Origin of the sequence: Pontibacter roseus DSM 17521 (genome assembly GCF_000373265.1) — a bacterium.
Taxonomy (GTDB): domain Bacteria; phylum Bacteroidota; class Bacteroidia; order Cytophagales; family Hymenobacteraceae; genus Pontibacter; species Pontibacter roseus.
Genome location: NZ_KB890761.1, coordinates 290,143 through 312,358, shown reverse-complemented (window position 1 = coordinate 312,358; position 22,216 = coordinate 290,143). Strand labels below are relative to the sequence as shown.

Genomic DNA, 22,216 nt, shown 5'->3' with positions numbered 1-22,216 from the left:
AAACGAGGGTGCTTAGTTAAGCCGGGGCGTGAGTTGGTCCAGCCACTGCTCGGCCTCTTCAACGGTCGCAAAGTTTCTGGAGGGAATCAGCGTCTTGTCAGCTAAAGACCCGATTTGGAGTTTGGCTATGTTGTCGGTGGGCATGATGTTGGCTACTTGCAGCACACCAGCCTGCTTCACCTTAATCTGAGCCTCCTCGTGCAGTGTATTCAGGCTTTGGGGATGCGTAATCATGGTGCGCATGTCCGTAATCACCGTGAAACCCGGGCGGGTAAATCTGATTGCTTTGTCCCAGTCATTGAGTAAGTCCGGCACATTCTCTCTACTTTTCCAAAAGCCATGGATGATGAAGCATACTCTGTTTTTGAGCCCACTATAGGAGAGCTCATAGCACAGGTTCTTGGCTATGGACGTGTAGGTACTCTCTGAGGCGGTATAGTTGGTTGCGTCTTCCATTGGGTCTTAACTAATACGCAACAAGTCGATTTCTGACTTAGACGGAACCAAGTATGAGTAGGGTATTTAGATAAATCTGAGCAGACACAGGCAGACGAAAATCTCCTAGCACTTGCGGTTAAGGCACCAGCAGGCCGCTCAATTCCAGCACCACCCCATTGCGCATTTGTCTATGGTTAGCCGACAACCCTTCACCATTGAGCAAGGTCTGCCCTTTTTTACGGCATACGTGCACTTGGTTGCCACTGTAGTCCTGTATAGCGGCCCCTTCCTTAAACTCGTTTTCTTTGTAGCTGCCCTTGATGATATGCGCGGCCAAGGTGGAGCGTATCTTCTCAGTGGGTTCCCCTTTCAGTTTCCGCAGGCTTTCCTCGGGCGGCGCCAGTAAGGTATAGGGCGTATCGCCTGACAGGGCGGGCGCCAGCCCTGCCGCCGTCAGCAGGTCTGCCAGCACGGGCCGCTCTTCTATGGCGTACTGCATGATGGTGGTGCGTTGCGCCTGTGCCGCGTCCTGCGCTGTAACAGCCCCTGCACACAGAAATAATGATACAATCAGCAGGAGCCACAGGGCAGTATATGTTGGTTTCGTTTTCATCCGTATGAATGCTTCTCTCTAACATTCATACGGATTTGAACTGCCGAAGGAGGAAACCTATCGGTTTAAACGATACTAATAAAGTGCAATTATGGCAAAATTAACCAAACATGCGCCAGTTGCTGATTTGCTCAATGAACAGCGGACCTGCCTTTGGCACCAGTGCCAGGCTGATGATAAGCCCATACACGGCGCCGTAGAAATGCGCGTCGTGGTTGATGTTGTCACCCATACGCTTGCCCTGGTAATAAGAGTACATCAGGTATAGCACACCCAGTATAAAGCCTGGTATGCAGAGAATGGCGTAGAGGCAAATGTCCTGCGTTGGGTAGAACAGGATACTGGAGAACACGACAGAGGCCACCCCTCCCGAAGCTCCCAGAGCCCGGTAGGCTGGGTCGTTGCGGTGCTTGAGGTACGTAGGTATATCCGAGATGATGATGCCGCCCAGGTATATCAGCAGGTAGATAAGTATGCCAGTCGTCGTGCCGAAAAGGGCACCGAAGGTCATTTCCACGGCGTTGCCAAAGAAATACAGCGTAAACATGTTGAAGAACAGGTGCGTGAAGTCGGCATGCAGAAAGCCAGAAGTGATAAAGCGGTGCCAGGAGTTATCACGCGCCACGGCATATGGATGGAATATCCAGTTGTGCATCAGGTCGTGGTTCTTCCAGGCATACCAGGAGATGCCCACCGTAAGGATAATCAGGATGATGGTAACGCTCATTCGAAGTAAGAGTTAGAGAGTTAGAAAGTCTGGGAGCTAAAAGTTAGAAAGGTATAATCCTTGCCTACTGCTCTGACTATCAATAATTTTATGGCGCCGGAATAACAATTCAGTAATCAGACAATTTATGAATCCCGCTCCATGAGTTGCAGGGCCAGGCTGCGCAGGGTACTCTTTCGCTCGTCCGGTACCTGCACGGCTTCCAGATGCCGCAACGCCTCCTGGAAATAGAAATCAATCTGCTGCTCGGTCTGCTGGCGTATGTGGAGTTGGTCGTATATGGCCGTCACGGCTTGTACTTTTTCTTCGGTTATACCTGCCGCCGTGTTGTCGCGCCAGTCCAAGATGGTCTGCAGCTGCTCCGGGCTGGCCTGCTCCAGCGCCGTCAGCATCAGGAAGGTTTTCTTGTCGGAAAGGATGTCGCCACCCACCTGCTTGCCAAACTTGTCCTTGTCGCCATACACGTCCAACAAGTCGTCGCGCAGTTGAAAGGCGATGCCCACATTGTCGCCGAATTGCTTCAGGTGCTCCGCATCTGAATCGGGCGCACCCTGCAGGATGGCTCCCAGCTCCAGGCTGAATCCCACCAGCACCGCCGTCTTCAAGGTAATCATGTGGATGTACTCCTGGATGCTGACCTGCTCGCGCTGCTCAAAGTTCATGTCCAGCTGCTGCCCTTCACATACCTCGGCGGCCGTTTTGCTGAACAGCGTGAGCACTTTGCCCAACTTATCAGGTGCTATACCTAGCAGCATCTCGTAGGCGCGCACCAGCATCACGTCACCGCTCAGGATGGCCGTGTTGGCATTCCACTTTTCGTGCACGGTTTGCTGTCCGCGGCGCAGTGGGGCCTTGTCCATGATGTCGTCGTGCATGAGCGTGAAGTTGTGGAAAACCTCTACGGCCGCAGCGGGCAGCAGCACGTTTTCCACATCCTCATCATACATCTTTGCGCTCAGAAGCACCAATAATGGCCTTATCCGCTTTCCGCCCAGCGCCATGATGTAGCGGATGGGCTCGTATAGCTCGGCTGGGTTGTCGCCGTAGCGAAGGGTGTACAGTGTCTGGTTAAGCTGGTTTGAAAGCTGCGCGATATCCACAGAGTACTTTGTGTTTATTTGAGTGTTTTTACCAGTTCCAGGTCGATGGTACGCTCGGCCATGTTGGCGCCTGTCACCTCGACCATCACCTCATCCCCGAAGGAGATGATGCGTTTTGACTGACGACCAATGATGCGGTAGTTGTTGGCGTCCAGTTCATAGTAATCGTCGTTCAGACTAGACAGGCGCACCATACCTTCGCACTTATTTTCTTCAATCTCCACAAATATACCCCATTCTGTCACACCAGACACTATGCCTTTGTATTGGTTGCCGATGGTGTCCTTCATAAACTCCACCTGCTTGTACTTGATGGAGGCACGCTCGGCGTCGGCGGCACGCTTCTCCATCTCGGAGGAATGGCGGCAACGCTCTTCAAACGCCTCCTTGTCCTCTGACTGCCCGCCATCCAGGTAGTGCTGCAGCAGGCGGTGCGCCATCATATCAGGATAACGACGAATAGGCGAGGTGAAGTGCGAATAGTGGTCAAAGGCCAGACCGAAGTGCCCCTCGGGCTCGGTGCTGTACTTGGCTTTGGCCATGGTGCGTATGGCTAGGTTCTGCAGCACGCTCTGCTCGGGCTTGCCTTCTATCTCGTGCGTCAGGTTGTTGAGCTCTTCGGAGATATCTCCTTCGGGGTCTACCTTGTAACCAAACTTGCTGGCAAATAGCGAGAAGGTGCTCAGTTTTTCTGGGTCCGGGGAGCCGTGGGTACGGTATACCATGGTCGGGCGCTTCTTGCCCTTGCCTAGGTTGTACACGTACTCGGCCACCTTGCGGTTGGCCAGCAGCATGAATTCCTCTATCAGCTTGTGGGCATCCTTGCGCTCCTTCACATATATGTAGAGGGGCTTGCCGTTTTCATCGAGCTTGAATTTCACCTCCGTCGTCTCGAAGCTGATGGCGCCGTTCTTGAAGCGCTTCTCCTGCAGTTTCTTGGCTATGCCGTTCAGGATGTTGATTTCCTCTGCAAAGTCGCCCTCGCCCGATTCAATCCGCTCCTGCGCCTCCTCATAAGAGAAGCGACGGTCAGAGTAGGTCACGGTGCGGCCGTACCAGGTGTCGTAAAGCTTGCCGTTGTCATCAAGCTCGAATACCACTGAGAAGGTAAGTTTTTCTTCGTTGGGGCGAAGCGAGCAAAGGCCGTTGGAGAGGCGCTCCGGCAACATCGGGATGGTCCTGTCCACCAGGTATACCGACGTGGCCCTGTGGAAGGCCTCTTTCTCGAGCAGGCTGCGCGGGTGCACGTAATGCGTTACATCGGCGATGTGCACGCCTATCTCCCAGCGCCCGTTCTCGAGTTTCTGTATAGACAAGGCGTCGTCAAAGTCCTTGGCGTCGGCGGGGTCTATGGTGAAGGTGGTCACGTCGCGCATGTCGCGGCGCTTGGCTACCTCGCCGGCGGTGATTTTATCTGATATCTTCTCCGACTCTTCCTCCACCTCCTCCGGGAACTCGAACGGCAGGCCGAACTCGGCCATGATGGAGTGCATCTCCGCCTCGTGCTCACCGGCCTGACCAAATATGCGGGTGACCTCACCGGTCGGGTTCTTGCCCGGCTCCTTCGGCCATTCCACGATTTTCACCAGCACCTTGTCACCGGATTCCGCTCCGTTAAGTCCGCGCTCTCCCACGAACACGTCGAAGTAGAGTTTCTTGAAATCAGGTACCACGAAGCCGAAGTTCTTGGAGAGTGTCATAATCCCTACCAACTCGGTGCGGGTGCGCTCGAGCACTTCCACCACCATGCCCTCGGCGCGGCCGCCCTGCATGGTGGGCAGCACCTCCACCTTCACCAGGTCGCCGTCCATGGCGTACTTCAGGTGCTCGCGGAACACGCGCACGTCGTCCTCGGTCTCTTCTGACACGATGTAGGCGTACTTGCTGTTGGCCAAGTCCACGCGGCCCGTGATGATGTTGACGCGCAGGTTGAGCTGGTACTTGTCGCCGTCTATGAGCAGGAGCTTGTTCTCGCGTACCAGTGCGTTCACGATGTTCTGCAACTCGTCGCGGCCTTTCTTATCTACCACACCCAGGCGGCGGGCCATCTGCCGTTGTGTGAACAGGGTATCGGGGCTGCTGGAGAACATCTCCAACACGATGCCTTTGGCCGACCGGTCTCTGCCGCCTTTGCGGCCCGAACCTGATGAATCTCTTCTGGATGAGTCTCTGCGGGACGATGCCCCTCCTCTTGGCGATGAATCTCTTTTAGAAGAATCTCCTCTGCGGGAGCCACTTCTTTCGCTGCGGCCTTCGTTATCCTTGCCGCCTTTGCTTGGTCTTTTGCTTCTCATGTATCTTGAAATGTCTCTCTGGCCAGGTATGGTGTTACCATGACCATTACAATCTATAACCCGAATGGTTTAGCTACTATACGCCCTAGGGGGGCGCATGGGTTAAATCGAATCCTAAATTCAGGTGAATTTATATAGAAAGTTCTATATATGAACCATGAAGGCAGGTATTAGTTCAGGGCTGCAGGTATAGCTTTGCGCAGTTCTTCCCGCTTTTGCTGGGCGGCCAGTATGTCCGAAGCCCTACCAGTAGGTATAGCGCTGAGCAGTGAGCGGGTATAGGTATGCTGCGGGTTCTGGAACAATTGGGCAGGAGTCCCACTCTCCGCGATGCGTCCCTCGTGCATCACCAGCATGCGGTCCGCCATGTGCTTGGCCACCGCTAGGTCGTGCGTAATGAAGAGGTAGGTCATGTTGAACTCCTGCTTGAGCTCGTTGAGCAGGTTGAGCACCTGCGCCTGCACCGACACATCCAACGCCGACACCGACTCATCGCAAATCAACAGCTTGGGGCGCAGCGCAAGGGCCCTGGCAATGGCAATCCGCTGCCGTTGTCCTCCCGAAAAAGCCTGTGGATAACGCTGCGCCTGCTCTGGACTAAGACCCACCTTATCAAGTAGTTCCAACATCTTTCCACGACGCTCTTTGTCGCTGTTGTACAGGTTATGCACACGCATGGGCTCTAGAATGGCATCCCCTACTGTGCGCATGGGGTTGAGCGAGGTATAGGGGTCCTGGAAAATCATCTGGAAATGGCGACGGCTTTTGCGCAACTCCTCTGGCCTTAAATCGGCCAAGCCTTTCCCCTCAAACAGGATGCTGCCGGCAGTCGGCTTTACCAGTTGGAGGATGGCCCGCCCAAGTGTGGTCTTACCACTCCCCGACTCTCCGACCAAGGCAATGGTTTCGCCGGGCTTCACCTCAAAGCTCACCTCATCCACCGCTTTCACATGGCCTGACGTGCGGGAAAAAATTCCTTTGCGGATAGGGAAATATACCTTCAGGTCCTTCACCTGCAGCAGAGGCGGTTTCTGGTTGTTTTCGCGCTGCTGCTTTATACCGGTCACCGTGCCGACGTAGGCATTCACCACATCTACCAGCGACGGCTCGTATACCTGTGGCTGCCTCTCCCGGATGCCGCCGCTCTCATCTTCCTCCATGAAGTCTGAAACCGTGGGCAATCTAGACTGCGCTTTCGCGGAGAGGCTGGGGCGGCAGGCGAGCAGGCCTTGTGTGTAGGGATGTTGCGGGTTCGTGAAGATATCGAGCACAGTGCCCTGTTCCACTATCTTGCCTTTGTACATCACCAGGATGCGGTCAGCTATCTCTGCCACCACGCCCAGGTCGTGGGTGATGAACAGGACTGCCGTGTTGTGCTTTACGCGCAGTTCGTCAATTAGCTGCAGCATGCGCGCCTGCACCGTCACGTCCAAGGCGGTGGTGGGTTCATCGGCGATAAGCAGAGCCGGCGCACAGGCCATGGCCATGGCTAGCATCACCCGCTGCTTTTGCCCACCTGAGATTTGGTGTGGATAAGCGTCGTATAGCTTATCGGGTCTTGGGAGCCGGGCCTGTTCGAAAAGCTGTAGTACCCGTTCCTTGGCTTCTTTCCTGGTGATTTTAGTGTGCAGCAAGAGCACTTCGGCCACCTGCTGCCCGCAGGTATAGACTGGGTTGAGGGAAGACATCGGCTCCTGGAAGACCATGGAAATCTGGTTGCCCCTGAGCTTCTGCAATTGCTTTTCGGGCAGCTGCAGCAGGTCTACGGGTACAAACTGCCTGGAGTGGAAGATGGCCTTCCCTCCTGCCGTTACGTCGGCCGAGTCGTGGATGAGCCGCATCAGCGAGAGCGCCGTCACCGACTTACCCGAGCCGGATTCTCCCACTATCGCTACCGTCTCGCCGGGGTATACCGCAAACGACACTTTATCCACTGCCCGGGTTATACCTTGCCGTGTGGTGAACGTGGTCTCCAGATTGGTGACTTGCAGTATGGGCGTAGGTATGGACAAAGGTGACTGGGTGTGGTGCCTCTGGTAAAAATAAGGTTTTTTGAATGATTGCGAAGCTTTTGCTGTTTTCCTTTTTCGATTACATTGAAGCTAGACTAACCAAGACCTCTGAATAAAGACTTTGATTTGCTCCGAACCGATGCGGATACGTCTACTGGAACGAATGCAAAAACCACTATTATCTTCGACCTCGGCGCTGTGCTGATTGACTGGAACCCGCACCACCTATACCGCAAACTTTTCGACGACGAAACCGAGATGCTTCATTTCCTGGAGAACGTTTGTACTCCTGACTGGAATGAGGAGCAGGATGCGGGCCGGTCATTGGAGGAGGCCACGGAATACCTGGTCAAAAAGCATCCGGAGCACGAACAGAACATCAGGGCTTACTATGGCCGGTGGGAGGAGATGTTGGGTGGCCCTATTGAGGGAACTGTCGAGGTGTTCCGTCAAATCAAAGAGCAGGGCAGGCACAGGCTTTACGCGCTCACCAACTGGTCAGAAGAGACTTTCCCCATAGCTCTGGAGCGTTACGACTTTCTGGGTTGGTTTGACGGCATCGTGGTATCCGGCACCGAGAAAGACCGCAAACCCTTCGACAGCTTCTACCATACCCTGTTGAACAGGTATAGCGTGCATCCCAGCGAGGCCCTGTTTATCGATGACAACCTGCGCAATGTGAGGGCTGCGGAAAGATTGGGATTAGAGTCTATCCATTTCACTTCCCCTCAGGATTTGCAGGCAAGGCTGGAGAAGATGGGGGTGCTGTAGTTTTCAGTAGACATAAAAAGAAGCGGCTGCTCCACATGGAACAGCCGCTTCTTTTTTGCTTTTGCCTACACCTCACATGCCCTACAGTTGCTGCTCAGCGGCGGTCTTGTTAACCGGCGCTTCGTCATGCGCGAAGAAGCGCTTCTGGTTGAAGAGGATAATCAACACACCAATGAAGATGGCCGAATCCGCTACGTTGAAGATAGGCCATAGCGACATAGGTTTGCCGCCCAACAGCGGGACCCAGTTGGGCACGATGCCTTCCCATATATCCACATAGAACATGTCAATCACCTGCCCATGGAACCAAGGCGTGGAAGAACCATAAGGCGCGTTATCGAACCAGACACCATAGAACGTGCTGTCAATCAGGTTTCCGATGGCGCCGCCCAATATCAGGCCGATGCATACAAGAAGGCCATTGGGCGCCTTGTGCTTCACCAGGTAATAGATGTAGTAGGCGATGCCGAACACTGCCACGAGTCGGAACAGCGACAGCATCAATTTACCGTAGTCAGAGCCAAGCTCCACACCGAAAGCCATACCCGGGTTCAGGGTATAGTGCAGCTTCAGCCAGTCGCCCAGGAGCACGATTTCGCCTGGCATACCCATTTCCATGTTGTAATGCACGATGAGCTTCACAGCCTGATCGATTAGGATGACAGCAAGGGCCACCAGGTAGTACTTCCAATATTTCATGTTTCTTCTATTAGGCTGCATCGCCCTTGTTTAGCCGCTGCAGGATAATGGTGTAAGGTATAGCCCCGGCTGTTTCCCAGCTAGGGCGTCTTGTTTTATGCAATAACCGCTTCGGTGCGGATGTGGATGTTCACCTGGTAGTCATCCACCTCCAAGAGTGTGCCATCTATCACACTGTCAGTCAGTTCAAGACTCAACGCCTGTGTCTCGACCTGTATGTAGTTTCGGAAGTTCTCCACAGCGGCGTTCACCTCCGGCACCGATGCCTGCAACACGATGTGTATCTTGTCCTGCACCTCCAGGTTGCTGTCCTTGCGCAGGTTTTGGATACGGTTCACCAGTTCACGCGCTATACCTTCCTGCTTCAGTTCTTCGGTAATCGTCACATCCAAGGCCACAGTCAACCTGCCTTCGCTAGCCACCAACCAGCCCGGGATATCCTCCGAGGAGATTTCCACGTCGTCCGGCGTTAGTACGGCCGTTTCCTCTTCGGTGATTTGCAACTCGATTCCACCTTCACGCTCTAGGTGCGCAATGTCGTCTTGGTTCATCTGCTGCACGGCAGCGGCCACGAGCTTCATCTTCGGACCAAACACCTGACCCAGCTTCTTGAAGTTCGGCTTGATTTTCTTCACCAGGATACCTGACGTATCGTCGATGTACTCCACGTGCTTGATGTTCACCTCGCTCATAATCAGGTCTTCCACCGCCTGTATCTGGTGGCGGGTATGCGCATTCAGCACCGGTATCAGGATACGCTGCAGCGGCTGACGCACCTTGATGAAGTGCTTCTTGCGCAGCGAGTGCACCAGCGACGAAATGGTCTGGGCCAGCGCCATACGCTCTTCCAGGTCCTTGTCGATGGCAGCATGCTCCACTTCCGGGTAGTAAGCCAAATGCACCGATTCTTCCTTATGCTTTCTGCTCACGTGGTTCAAATCACGGTAGAGTTGCTCCGCGTAGAACGGCGCGATAGGCGAAGCCAGCTTGGCTATGGTTTCCAAACAGGTATAGAGTGTCTGGTAGGCGGCCATCTTGTCCTCGTTGTACTCGCCTTTCCAGAAGCGTTTGCGGTTCAGGCGCACGTACCAGTTGCTCAAGTCATCCACCACAAAGTCCTGGATAGCACGGGCCGCACGCGTCGGGTCGTAGTCCTCTAAGAAAGTGTCTACGTCAGCTATCAGCGTGTTCAGCTTTGAAATAATCCAGCGGTCGCTTTCGGTTCTGCGTTCCAATGGCACTTCGGCTTCAGCAAACGTGAAGTTGTCGAGGTTAGCGTATAGCGCGAAGAAAGAGTAGGTGTTCTGCAGCGTCCCGAAGAAACGGCGCTGCGTCTCTACCACACCCTCCGGGTTGAACTTCAGGTTGTCCCAAGGCGGCGCATTGGCAATCATGTACCAGCGAACGGCGTCGGGGCCGTACTTGCCAATCATCTCGAACGGGTCGATGGCGTTGCCGAGGCGCTTGCTCATCTTGTTGCCATTCTTATCAAGCACCAGGCCGTTGGCGATGACGTTCTTGTAGGCCACGCTGTCTTCCAGCATTACTGCCAGCGCATGCAGCGTGAAGAACCAACCGCGTGTCTGGTCCACGCCCTCGGCGATGTAGTCGGCTGGGAAGTTCTGCTCGAATATCTCCTTGTTCTCAATCGGGTAGTGCCACTGTGCATAAGGCATGGCGCCTGAGTCAAACCAAACGTCAATCAGGTCTGTCTCTCTGTACATTGGCTTTCCGGAGTCGCTCACCAGCACGATGTTGTCCACATAGGGGCGGTGCAGGTCATTTATCTCGACAGCCGCATCCATGTAGCCTTTGTCAACCGCACGGTCTATCTCCTCGCTCAGTTGCTGAATAGAGCCGATGCAGATTTCCTCCTCACCGTCCTCCGTTCTCCAGATAGGCAGCGGCGTACCCCAGTAGCGCGAGCGCGACAGGTTCCAGTCCACCAGGTTCTCGAGCCAGTTACCGAAACGGCCTGTACCTGTAGATTCCGGTTTCCAGTTGATGGTCTTGTTGAGCTCAATCATCCTGTCCTTCACGGCAGTGGTTTTGATGAACCAGCTATCCAACGGATAGTAAAGTACGGGTTTGTCCGTACGCCAGCAATGTGGGTAGGTGTGCTCGTATTTCTCTACTTTGAAAGCCTTGCCTTCTTCTTTCAGCTTGATGGCTATCTTAACGTCAGTAGGCTTGTAGTCGGCACCGCTCTCGTCTTCGCCTGTGTAGTTCTTCACGTACATGCCGGCAAAGTCGGTCACTTCTTTCACGAAGCGGCCTTGCTTGTCCACGAGCGGCATGGGTTTTCCGTTCTCGTCTTCCACTAACAGCGCCGGGATGTCGTTCTGGGCAGCTACCCGGAAGTCGTCCGCACCGAAGGTAGGTGAGATGTGCACGATACCTGTACCGTCTTCTGTGGTCACGAAGTCGCCTACCACCACGCGGAAAGCTGGTTTGTCAGGCTGCACGTACGGCATCAGTTGGTGGTATTCCACACCGGCCAGGTCAGCACCCGTGAATTCCTCTACTATCTTATAAGGTATAAGCTTGTCGCCGGAGCTGTAGTCAGCCAGGGCCAGGTCAGCTGCCTTCGGGTTGAAGAAGCGGCTTACCAAATCCTTGGCGAGTATCACCGAAATCGGCTCGTAGGTATACGGGTTGTAGGTACGCACCTTCACATACTTGATGCCCTTACCCACTGCCAGCGCCGTGTTGGCTGGAAGGGTCCAAGGTGTAGTCGTCCAGGCCAGGAAGTATACCTGCTCTTCCTCATGCTCTAACAGGAACATGTTGCGGGTGATTTTCTTCACCTCGAACTGCGCCACGATGGTCGTGTCCTTCACCATTTTGTAGCAACCCGGCTGGTTCAGTTCGTGCGAGCTCAGACCCGTACCCGCACCCGGCGAGTAAGGCTGGATGGTATAGCCTTTGTAGAGCAGGCCTTTGTCGTAGAGGCGCCTCAACAGGGCCCATACTGACTCGATGTATTCGTTCTCAAACGTGATGTACGGATTATCCAGGTCCACCCAGTAGCCCATCTTCTCGGTCAAATCGTCCCATTGGCCTTTGAAACGCATCACGGTTTCGCGGCAGCGCTGGTTGTACTCCTCTACCGTTATCTTCTTGCCTATATCCTCTTTCGTGATACCCAGCTCCTTCTCTACCTGCAGCTCCACGGGCAGACCGTGCGTGTCCCAGCCGCCTTTGCGGTTCACCTGAAAGCCTTTTAAGGTCTTGTAACGGCAGAAAATGTCTTTCACGGCGCGGGCCATCACGTGGTGGATACCCGGCGTACCGTTCGCTGACGGCGGTCCTTCATAAAACACGAAAGGCTTGTGCCCCTCCCTTGTCGATACCGACTTCTGGAAGATGTTGTGTTCTTTCCAGAAAGCTAGCACGTCCTCGCCCACCTGGGCATAATTCAGATTTTTGTACTCGTTATATTTTGCCATTTTCAGCACTTAATCTTCCGGTGATTCTTCTTCAATTTAAAACCAGCTGGTTTGAGCCAATCTCTTTTTGTTTTCAATTATAAGGACCTGCCTCTCAAAGCCGACGCTGCCATTTGGCAAGATAGTCAGGTTTGAGAACAATTCAATCCATACTGCCCCCGCCACTTTCCCATAGCCCGTTGGAATTCGAAGACCCATTCTTTAGGAAAGACAGCAAGGCAAAGTCATTATAGACTCCGATACTTAGGCACTACAGGTTCGGTACTGGTAAGCTATTTTTCAGATTAAATGCTTGCCTATACACGCTGATATAGAGCCCTTTTCGCGTATCGTATTCCAGCTGTAATGCAAAGGTAAGTATTTTTAATTTTTTGCCGCTTTTCGCATAGCAGCTTGTAGGGCATTCATGCGATTTCAAGCTATACCTTTACCTAACAATCTATTCCTCTTCTTCGTGCTACAGCTATACCTGTGGTGTTGATTACTTTCAATAAAAGCCCCCTTACGCCGTCTGATGGCACATTGGCTTCGCTTTTTTACACGACTGCAGCTATCTTCCTTCGCTATAGCATGGTAAATCCAGTATACCTATCCTATCTGAAAACAAGCATGCAACTACCCTTAGCATATTTCAATGTTTGATTACCTCCTGTTAACTTATTCGGCTCATTTCCTCTCTTCCCACAGATGTAGACTGACTTAAAATAGCACCTCTAAGATAATATTCAACAGGTATGGCTGTGGATTTCTCCTCTTTCCAGAGCACGAAATTGGTTAAATGCCAACTCCTTGCTTTTTAGCTCTGCTATATTCTGCCCTCATTATTCCACATGAAAATAATATCTGATTAACATAACATTGACACTTTTACAAGATTTAGGACAATATAAAAGCCTCTACTAGGTATAGCTATACCTATCCGATGCATTTGATACCTCTTAAATCCCCCTAATTAACTTAGCACATGCACCCACAAAACAAAAGCAGCCCGCGACTTGATGCCGCAGGCTGCTTTCTATACATGCCATACCTATACCTTAAGCTAGCTTCTCGAATATGCTCCTGAAGTTTACCGCCTTGCCGATGTAGCCGTGCAGCTCGCTGATTGGCATACGCACCTGCTCACGGGAATCGCGGTCACGCACAGTCACCGTGTTGTCTTCCAGCGTCTGGTGGTCTACGGCGATACAGAATGGTGTACCAATCAAATCTTGGCGGGTATAGCGCTTGCCGATGGAGTCACGCTCTTCGTAAATCATGTTGAAGTCGTAGCGCAGCGCGTCGAAGATTTCCGTCGCCTTTTCTGGTAGACCGTCTTTCTTTGTCAGCGGCAGGATAGCGGCCTTCACCGGGGCCAGCGCCGGGTGGAACTTCAGGAAGGTGCGTGTCTTGACAGCATCTCCCTCGGTTATCTCTTCTTCGGTATAGGCGCTGCAAAGTGTCATCAGGAACAGGCGGTCGGCGCCTACCGATGTCTCCACCACATAAGGGATGTAGTTGCCGTACGGCTTGCCATCCTCGTTCAGGTCGTTGTCGAAGTACTGCATCTTCTTGCGGCTCAGCTCCTGGTGCTGCGTCAGGTCGAAGTCGGTGCGGGAATGTATACCCTCCACTTCTTTGAATCCGAACGGGAATTTGAATTCGATGTCCACGGCGGCATTGGCGTAGTGGGCCAGCTTCTCGTGGTCGTGGTAGCGGAGGCTGTCAGCAGGTATACCGATAGCTTCGTGCCATTTCTTACGATTCTCTTTCCAGGTGTTGTACCACTCCATCTCCGTGCCAGGGCGCACGAAGAACTGCATCTCCATCTGCTCGAACTCGCGCATGCGGAAAATGAACTGACGGGCTACAATCTCATTACGGAAGGCTTTGCCAATTTGGGCTATACCGAACGGCACTTTCATGCGTCCGGTCTTCTGCACGTTCAGGAAGTTCACGAATATACCCTGGGCCGTTTCGGGACGCAGATAAATGGTGCTCGAGTCTTCGGCCACAGAACCCACCTGCGTCGAGAACATCAGGTTGAACTGACGCACTTCGGTCCAGTTGGTGGTGCCAGAGACAGGGCATTTGATGTTTTCCCGGATGAGGAGCTCGCGCACCGCGTCTAGTTCCTCGGCGCCGAGCAGGCGGCCCATCTCCACCAGCAGCTCGCTGGCTTTCTCGTAGTGGCCGTCGGCTTCGTACTGGGCGGCTTTCTCCTCTATCAGTACATCGGCTCTGTAGCGCTTCTTGGAATCCTTGTTGTCCACCATTGGGTCGTTGAAGCTGTCGATGTGGCCGGAGGCTTTCCACGTGAGTGGATGCATGAAAATGGCGGCGTCTATACCTACCACGTTCTGGTTCAGTTGTGTCATGGACTTCCACCACAGGTTCTTGAGGTTGTTCTTCAGCTCTACGCCCATCTGGCCGTAGTCGTACACGGCCTGCAGGCCGTCGTATATCTCACTCGACGGGAACACGAAGCCGTACTCCTTCGCGTGCGAGATGATGTCTTTCAACTGTGCGTTTTCTACAGGGGTTTTCTCTTGTGTCGCCATGCTGCAAAGATAGAGGTTTAGCCTGTGATTATGCCACACGCCTTTTACTCTTTTTTGCCGCCTTTGCGCCGCCGCTATACCTGCTTAGTAGTAGCATCTTAAACCTCGACTGTGGCTTTTGGGTATATCCCTGGTATGTTAACAATTTGATAACACTGGTAACATTATCGTAACATTCATTTCTATGTAACTTGCGCCGTTTTTTAAAACTCATCCAATTCTCAGCATGGCTAAGAAAAAGAAAGGCCCTAAGCACGTTCTTCCGGCTCAACCCCACAAGTTCACCAAAAGGTACAGCCTCCTCGACGTCACCCTCCAAAAGGAAAAAAAATTCCTGTACTTTATTGCCATCTCCCTGATTGCAGCGGGCGCGCTTTACCCTTATCCTTCCATTGCCATGTGGGTGGGCTTTGCATTTGCCGGCTACTCGGCCATCGCTAACGACAGCATCCAGACCATCGGTACGTTCATCGGCTCCAACGAAGACAAGAAATGGTACTGGCAGTGGCTCTTCATGGGACTTATTTTCGTGGCGACCGTCACCTACAGTTGGGTGATTTTTGATGGGGACGTTTCCTACCAACGTCTGGCTACTCCTGGCCTTGACAAGGCTCCTACAAACTTTGTATACCTGCAGTTGGCCTCTCCTATCATCCTGTTGCTGCTTACGAGGTTCCGTATACCGGTTTCTACCACCTTCATGCTGTTAAGTGTGTTCACGGCCACCTCGGGCACTATCCTGAGCATGATTAACAAGAGTGTGGCAGGGTATATAGTCGCCTTTATTTCGGCGCTCATTATTTACCTGGTGCTCTCCAAAGTGATTAAGCGGTTCATCAAAGGCCAAGCGCATGCTTTCTGGACAGTTGCGCAATGGGTAATCAGCGGATTCCTGTGGTACATCTGGCTGGCCCAGGACTTGGCCAACATTGCCGTATACCTGCCACGCCAGCTCAACGTGTATGAATTTCTGGCCTTCACGCTCTTCATCTTCCTGGGCCTGGGCTTCCTTTTCTACATGAAGGGCGACAAAATCCAGAACATCATCAATGAGAAATCTGAGGTGCGCGACGTAAGGAGTGCCACTATCATAGACTTGGTTTACGCCATCATCCTATACCTGTTCAAGGAGGTGAACAACATCCCGATGAGTACGACCTGGGTGTTCATTGGTCTGCTGGCAGGCCGTGAGTTGGGTATGCGTCTGCGTGCCCAGGAGGGCGGCACTAAAATCGCTAAGACCTTAAACTTGATTGGAAAGGACATACTGTCTGTCACGATTGGCCTGATTATTTCGATTATCCTGGCTGTCGCCATCAATCCGGTCATTCAGGAAGAAATCATGAACTTCTTTTTCAAGTAAGAAGAGGTTCTTCTTTTTGAACAAAAGGCCCGGTTGTCACCGGGCCTTTTGTTTTTATACCTTCTGCCATCGTCATTGCGCTTGTGGATGCCGCTGCTGCCGATTATGGCGTACATGGCTCTAAGAGGTTTTTCTGCCCGCCTTTTCCACAGCCTATACCTGTTCAAGCTTAGGAGCTATACCTGGGTGCTGGCGTTAAAGCAAAAGGTCCCGGCCTGTTTTTCACAAGCCGGGACCTTTTGTATAGGTGTATATCTTCTTATCTATTTCTCTGGCCAGACAACCTCCAGGTTGTCGTTGATGAACACGCCGAAGTTCACGGCTATCAGCTGGTCCTCGTCAAAGTATAAATCTATCATCTCTTTCTCGTAGGAGATGCGGGTTTCGCCGGTCTCCATTTCTTCCTCCTCCAGGTCGGTGATGTTGTGGTCCGCGAACAGCTGCTTTACCTGCTCCTGGCTCATCTCGAATATCCGCTCGTCCCACAGCTTCACGTCGCGGTTGGCCGTCTCGATGCAGCTCAGCTTGTAGTCATCCTCTTTGTCAAAGTATAGCGAATAACCCTCTTCCCAGTAGTTCCAAGCCTGGTGCTCGAACTCATCCTCCTCATCGGACTCTTCAATCTCTTCAGGCTCGCCAAGTAGTTCCTCTATTTCTTCCATTGTGAGGCCAAACTTGATTTTCCCAAGTCCTTTGCCTAACCTGATTTCTTTGTTAATCATTTTGCTTTGGTGGTTTTCTTGTTTGCAAAGATAAGTGAATTACTAATTTCAACATCAAAAGGTTAAGTTGTATACTTTCAGTCGCCTTTTTTTGACTCGTATTTTTCCTTGAACGCCTGCATCAGCCGGAGGTACTCCGGGTTCTGCTTGGCCTCCTGCCATTTTTCCCAGAATATCCGGGCCGATTCCGCCTTCACCGGGTCTTGCTCCCGTGGCAGTTGCTCCCGCCCGTGGGCGCCACTCTGCCCTTTCTTGTCATCCGGCACGGGTCCGTCGTACTTCTTGCCTGACTTGTGGTTGGCATACCTGCGGGAGCGGGTGTAGCCCATCTGCAGGTATTTGCGTGCCATGTCAGCGCCTACAAAGTCCTGCTGCTGCACGTACGCCAGAAAGAGCTGGTAGATGCTCTCCGACGACTCCCGTGCTATCTCAGGCGTCCTGAAGCGCCAGTGCGGCAGTATCTCGGACTTGTATGGCTCCACCAGCAACACACCCTGTTCTCCCTTGCCAACGCGGTACAGCTCCGGGTGCTTCCTGAAATCCGTCTCCTTGAAATTCAGGTCGTAGTCAAACTTCTGTCCTTGTTTCATCTGTCAGGCTTGTCATACCATATTGACCGTCTTCATAGACCATCGGATACTGCTCCGGATACGTAATGATGAAGCTGTTTTCTTTGTAGTTCCTGGAGAGCACCCGTGGCACATAGTCCAGTTCGCCGGTGTAGGATATAGTGCCATGGCGTGCCGATATCACCATGACCATATCATCTTTGCCGATGCCTGTCTTATTGCCTTCAAACTCAGCCATAGATGGTCGTGGCAGGTATTCGGCTTCAATGGCAGGCTTGCTTTGGTTAACAGCTGACTTGAGTTTGTTCAGTGTCCTTCTACCCGACATAAAAACCACCTTTGCTCCTAGCTGCACAGAGAGAAGCTTAACGGATCGCACCCAGCGCAGAAATCCTCTCTCCAGTTCTGCGTTTGCCGGCACAATCACCACAATTCTGTTGGTCGTGTTCAGGGGCTGCACGATTTTACACACCAGTATCATCTGCTCTGTATTCTTCAGCAGGTTGTCTAACACAGTTCCAAATATTCGATCCCGCGTGGTTATCTTGGCGTTCCACCCCAGCACCACCTCCGTTATCATCAGTTCTTTGATAGCCCGAAGTATGCCACTTGCCACGTTGACGTCTATTTTAGAAACCAGTTGCACGTCGTTATCGGTGGCCGAGGCATGCTTGATGGCTTCCTGCAGCATCTTGTTTTTCTTGTAGATTTCCTCTTCCGCTTGCTCGTTGTCCAGTACTACTGCCAGTGGATATATGGGTTCATGGTACTGCGGGTTCTTCAGCATGATGGCCAGATCGACGAGGTTCTCCAATGTATTTGGGTTGCCTATCGGAACCATGATTCTATCGGGTTTTTCACTCAGGTCTGGCTTCTTCCGGCTTTCGATTATAGCCAGCACGCGCGCCGCCTTTTCTGTAATGAAGGAGCTCCCCAAGGAGGAGGCCAATATCAGCACCACTGTCAGGTTCAGGGCCGTCTCGCCAATTATGCCTAGTTCGTAGCCTACCAATATTACCGCCAATGTTGCTGCCGCTCTGGCTGTACTCAGCCCGAACATCAGGTTTCTTTGGGTGACGCTGTAGCCATATAATTTTTGGGTGATGTATGTCGGCAGCCATTTTGTGGCAAAAGCAAGCACAATGATGATGACTGCCATTATCATCGTCTCCACCCCTTCAAACAGAACGCTTATATCCACCAGCATGCCTACGCTTATCAGGAAGAACGGCACGAATATGTTGTTGCCTACAAACTCCAGCCTGTTCATCAGTGCAGATGTATGAGGAATGAGTTGGTTCAGCGCCAAGCCTGCTAAGAAAGCCCCCAATATCGCCTCCACTCCTGCCAGTTCAGCCAGAAAGGCTGCTGCGAAAACGAGCGTCAGCACGAAGATGAACTGCGCTCCTTTCTCACCTTCTATTTGTTTGAAGAACCATTTGGCTAATATGGGGAACACAAACACCACTATGGCCACAAAAATAGATAATGACACGAGCAGCTTTATCCAGTAGCCTATACCTATGTTGCCTTGTGCCACTCCTGCTACCACTGCCAGCACGAGGAGTACAGCCGTATCTGTTATGATGGTTCCTCCTATGGTGACTGTAACGGCTTCGTTTTTCGTAAGTCCCATCTTGCTCACGATTGGGTATGCTAGCAGCGTATGGGATGCGAACATACACGATAGCAAGACAGCAGAGTTGATAGGATAATCATATCCATAGAAAAACAACAAGGTTCCGGTTCCCATAGGTATCAGGAAGGTGAGTGCTCCGTACATGATGCTCCTCCCTTTTGTCTTCTTGAATCCTATCATGTCCATCTCCAACCCAGCCAGGAACATGATGTAGAGTATACCTACTGTACCGAAGAGTATCATACTCGCATCCCGCTGCAGTAAGTTGAACCCGTTTGGCCCTACAATCACACCTGCTACAATCATTCCTATTATGCCTGGTATTTTGAATCTGTTCAGGATGATGGGCGCAATCAATATAATCAGGAGCACCAGCGTGAATATCAGCACTGGGTCTTCGAATGGTGGCACCAGCTTTAGAAGTAATGTCATATGTGTTTCTCTTGTTTCTTTCTTTCCTTAAATATAGGTCTTTTATTTTTTCTCTCATTTCGAAGCCTTTCTTAAGGGACTTTTTCAGCCTTTCCACATTTTCTTCAACCTAATTATTTTAATTAGATAATCTTTTAAAAAGGAATCTTCTTTCATTATTAAGGCTGTTCATTAGTGGATAACTGTGGAACATCTGGAGTTGTCCTCATTTCGATTCTCTCTCCTGTTACTGTTCACCTCTTTGCCCACACCTTTTTTTATTTCAAGTGTATGTTCCACAGCTTCTTGTGTGTCTTATCCACTTTTACCCATTATGTGTTCATTTCTTTTTTCACAATCTTTGTGCAGCGTGGAAAAGCCTTTTTTCGGGCTGTACTTGTGCACCTGTTTCCACTTTTGTGAGGTTCCACAGCTGCTATTCCCTTATGAGGAACCTGCAGATTATGAGTTATCAGATTTTGCCCACAATTGTCCACAGATATACCCACCAGATATGTTGATTTCTTCACAGCTATTCTGAAATATGGCTTTACTGCCTAATTATGGTTTTCGGCTTTGCCTGTTTCTTACGTAAGACGGCCCATTTCTTTCTGTTTTTCTTTTCAGCCCGCAATCCTGTTCCACGAGTATAGTGCCCCGTACCTTATCTTTCCCGACTGTTCCCGCGGTCGCACCTATCCCTTTTACTCTTTTGTGAGAGGCCCTTTTCAGCTTTCATACCAATGTCGGTCTTTCTGTTTTTGGGTAATGCTCGCAGGCTGTTCCCTGGTCAGGTATAGCAGTTCTTGTTGGCTCCTCCCAGAGCAGCCTTGTTTCTTTCTCTTATGGGTTTGCCTCGATGGACAGGTTTGGAAGGTATAGCCTATACAGGTATAGCGGGGGGAAAAATTGTTTGGAGATTCTACTGGGTTTGTAGAGGGTAGGTATGGCAAGAGGTGCAACAACTTGGTGGCTTGCTTGGATAATGGTTTTCTTGATTGCTTCAAGGCTCTTTCGCTGCCGTGGTACTTTAACTCTCTTGTTGCTTCATTTCCTTTGGGTATGGGGTTGCCTTCATAAGGCCTTCTTGCCTATACCTGCTGTCTTGTGATGTGGGTTGAAATTCTGGTTCGATGCTGTTCTTAGTTATTTAGAAGCGTATTTTAGCTTTTGGTTTCCACACATTCAACTTCTTAAAACAGAAAGGGAGCCGTAGTAGGCTCCCTTTCTGTTTGTCATTCTCTAGAATTTTAAATTCTCTTCCATTTCCCAATTGGCGCGTATCTCCAGTTGCTTGTCGTATAGGTATACGTTCTCAGGTTCACGCTCCAGGTTGGGGTCGCCTCCATCCCACTTTCCGTTCTTGTTCTCATCCAGTATCACCCTGATGAAATAGGTGCCAGGCTCCACGTCCTTGAAGTTGTAGGTCTTCTGGTTGCGGAGCTGTCGCTTCACCCTATACTTATCGTCGAGCAGCTGTATGATGTAAGCGGGCTGCTGTGTTGTCACAGTTCCTCTCAGGCTTCCATTGCCCCTCGCCTCTGCTAGCGTCACCTGTAAGGTTGGGAAATTCAGTCGCTCACCCTGCACCGGCACAATATTCACACTGTCCAATGCTATGGTTACTTGCCTGTTGTTGTTTGTCCAGCGCGGCATAGTAAAGGTTATTTCTGTCGCTGACTTATCCAGAGTCACTTGTTCCGGATAGTTCAATGTGGTCACCACTACGGAATCTGCCAGCAACGTGATGGGTGTTTTGGTATTGATGCGCACTGGGGTTTCCAGTTCTATGGTAATTGACTGCCCTTCGCGATAGGTCTCGTTGTTCTTGCCGGCTACTTTCAGTTGGGCTCCCTTTACGCGTTGTGCTCGCTTCCCTTCAAAGGCGACCTGTACGGTGTCTACAGTTCGGTTTGCAGCCGAATCTGTCGCAATAAAAAGGGCGCTGCCTCCCGTGAACTTATTATTTCCGAAAACATCTATCGCTTTTCCATCTGCTGATATTTTGCTTATGAGTGTATCTTTTGGGGCCTGCACCGGATGCGCCATGAAGCTTTCTATACCTTCGTTGTAGTTGCTTATAAAGCGGTCGCCATACCTTTCGCGTCTCTGCAGGAGTGGTTTCTTCGTGTCAATACGCACTGTCTGCAGCAGCACCTCCTGCTCTGTCGGGCTTACCTGTATGGGCTTGGATTTGTAGGCGATGCGCTCCTCCTCATTATCGTAAAGGGAGTTGTTGTTTTTGTCCATGAGCGCATATATGCGATACTCCCCCTCCCTAATGTTTTCAAAAGTATATTCACCTGCCTCATTGGTCTGTGTCTGATAGTAGGGCCTGCTTTTGCGGATGCTCAAGGTGTCGGATGTGGGGAACAGGGCTACCACGGCGTCTTTCTCAGGCTGTTGGGTCAGGAGCTGCAGCACTTGTCCGCTCACCCTGCTGGAGTCTATGAAACTGCCTGTGCTGAACGTGAGCGTGAGCGCCTCCGCCTTATTTTTCTCTGTGATGTCCTCTATTCCTTTCCTGAAGTTCAATGTATAGGTCGTGTTCTCTTCCAGCGGCTTTTCGAATTGTAGTTCCAGCCTTTCCTTGTTGGTTCTTATTTGGTACTTGTTCTCAGTATAAGGCGTTATCAGGAGTTCCTTTGTCAGGTTGCTGGGCTGTACCTCCTCATCAAATTCTAATGTGATGGTTCTGGTCGCTACGTTGAGTTCTCTAGGCTTCGGGTTACTGTTCAGCAATGTTGGGGGCGTCTCATCCTTTGGCCCTCCCTCAGGGTTGTTGATGCTGGCGCAGGAGGAGACGGTCACTACTACGGCCGCGGCTAAAGCGGTGTGGAAAAACTTCATTCTTTCTTCGTTTTAAATA

Annotated in this window: 15 protein-coding genes; 2 read left to right on the top strand and 13 right to left on the bottom strand. The window is 51.6% G+C overall.

Annotated features, from left to right (window positions below; genetic code table 11):
* Positions 1 to 12: 12 nt before the first annotated feature.
* From B051_RS0101365 to B051_RS0101340, 6 genes are all read right to left on the bottom strand, one after another.
* Positions 13 to 456, bottom strand: coding sequence for a hypothetical protein (locus tag B051_RS0101365; protein WP_018476378.1), 444 nt, complete (start codon positions 454 to 456; stop codon positions 13 to 15).
* Between the two features lie 118 nt (positions 457 to 574).
* Entirely contained in the window at positions 575 to 1,051 is a 477-nt protein-coding gene (locus B051_RS0101360) for a fasciclin domain-containing protein (protein WP_018476377.1), read from the bottom strand.
* Between the two features lie 100 nt (positions 1,052 to 1,151).
* The gene (locus B051_RS0101355; RefSeq protein WP_018476376.1) at positions 1,152 to 1,778 is read right to left on the bottom strand and encodes a rhomboid family intramembrane serine protease; all 627 of its coding nucleotides are present in this window, start codon (positions 1,776 to 1,778) and stop codon (positions 1,152 to 1,154) included.
* Between the two features lie 125 nt (positions 1,779 to 1,903).
* Positions 1,904 to 2,878, bottom strand: a complete 975-nt coding sequence (locus tag B051_RS0101350; protein ID WP_018476375.1) for a polyprenyl synthetase family protein — start codon at positions 2,876 to 2,878, stop codon at positions 1,904 to 1,906.
* 14 nt (positions 2,879 to 2,892) lie between these two features.
* The gene (gene rnr / locus B051_RS0101345) at positions 2,893 to 5,172 is read right to left on the bottom strand and encodes a ribonuclease R (protein ID WP_018476374.1); all 2,280 of its coding nucleotides are present in this window, start codon (positions 5,170 to 5,172) and stop codon (positions 2,893 to 2,895) included.
* Between the two features lie 170 nt (positions 5,173 to 5,342).
* Positions 5,343 to 7,184: an ABC transporter ATP-binding protein gene (locus B051_RS0101340; protein WP_018476373.1), complete on the bottom strand. Its 1,842-nt coding sequence runs from the start codon at positions 7,182 to 7,184 to the stop codon at positions 5,343 to 5,345.
* A gap of 126 nt (positions 7,185 to 7,310) precedes the next feature.
* Here B051_RS0101340 and B051_RS0101335 point away from each other — a divergent pair, with 126 nt between their 5' ends.
* Positions 7,311 to 7,955: an HAD family hydrolase gene (locus B051_RS0101335; protein ID WP_018476372.1), complete on the top strand. Its 645-nt coding sequence runs from the start codon at positions 7,311 to 7,313 to the stop codon at positions 7,953 to 7,955.
* 81 nt (positions 7,956 to 8,036) lie between these two features.
* On the opposite strand, the gene B051_RS0101330 is transcribed toward B051_RS0101335, so the two are convergent.
* The 3 genes from B051_RS0101330 to B051_RS0101315 all read right to left on the bottom strand — a co-directional run bounded on the left by B051_RS0101330 (position 8,037) and on the right by B051_RS0101315 (position 14,643).
* Positions 8,037 to 8,654: a lipoprotein signal peptidase gene (locus B051_RS0101330; RefSeq protein ID WP_018476371.1), complete on the bottom strand. Its 618-nt coding sequence runs from the start codon at positions 8,652 to 8,654 to the stop codon at positions 8,037 to 8,039.
* Positions 8,655 to 8,749: 95 nt separating this feature from the next.
* Positions 8,750 to 12,103 (bottom strand): isoleucine--tRNA ligase, encoded by a 3,354-nt coding sequence (gene ileS, locus B051_RS0101325; protein WP_018476370.1) that lies wholly within the window; start codon positions 12,101 to 12,103, stop codon positions 8,750 to 8,752.
* A 1,037-nt stretch (positions 12,104 to 13,140) separates the two neighbouring features.
* Complete coding sequence (locus B051_RS0101315; RefSeq protein WP_018476368.1) at positions 13,141 to 14,643, bottom strand: glycine--tRNA ligase; 1,503 nt, start codon at positions 14,641 to 14,643, stop codon at positions 13,141 to 13,143.
* Between the two features lie 226 nt (positions 14,644 to 14,869).
* Here B051_RS0101315 and B051_RS0101310 point away from each other — a divergent pair, with 226 nt between their 5' ends.
* The gene (locus tag B051_RS0101310; RefSeq protein ID WP_018476367.1) at positions 14,870 to 16,006 is read left to right on the top strand and encodes a hypothetical protein; all 1,137 of its coding nucleotides are present in this window, start codon (positions 14,870 to 14,872) and stop codon (positions 16,004 to 16,006) included.
* 263 nt (positions 16,007 to 16,269) lie between these two features.
* On the opposite strand, the gene B051_RS0101305 is transcribed toward B051_RS0101310, so the two are convergent.
* The 4 genes from B051_RS0101305 to B051_RS0101290 all read right to left on the bottom strand — a co-directional run bounded on the left by B051_RS0101305 (position 16,270) and on the right by B051_RS0101290 (position 22,197).
* The gene (locus B051_RS0101305; RefSeq protein WP_018476366.1) at positions 16,270 to 16,728 is read right to left on the bottom strand and encodes a hypothetical protein; all 459 of its coding nucleotides are present in this window, start codon (positions 16,726 to 16,728) and stop codon (positions 16,270 to 16,272) included.
* Between the two features lie 77 nt (positions 16,729 to 16,805).
* Positions 16,806 to 17,318 (bottom strand): DUF4385 domain-containing protein, encoded by a 513-nt coding sequence (locus tag B051_RS0101300; protein WP_018476365.1) that lies wholly within the window; start codon positions 17,316 to 17,318, stop codon positions 16,806 to 16,808.
* Entirely contained in the window at positions 17,296 to 19,368 is a 2,073-nt protein-coding gene (locus B051_RS20695; RefSeq protein ID WP_157578456.1) for a cation:proton antiporter, read from the bottom strand. The genes B051_RS0101300 and B051_RS20695 overlap by 23 nt, the downstream gene beginning before the upstream one ends.
* A 1,221-nt stretch (positions 19,369 to 20,589) precedes the next feature.
* Positions 20,590 to 22,197: an Ig-like domain-containing protein gene (locus B051_RS0101290; protein WP_018476363.1), complete on the bottom strand. Its 1,608-nt coding sequence runs from the start codon at positions 22,195 to 22,197 to the stop codon at positions 20,590 to 20,592.
* Positions 22,198 to 22,216: the final 19 nt, after the last annotated feature.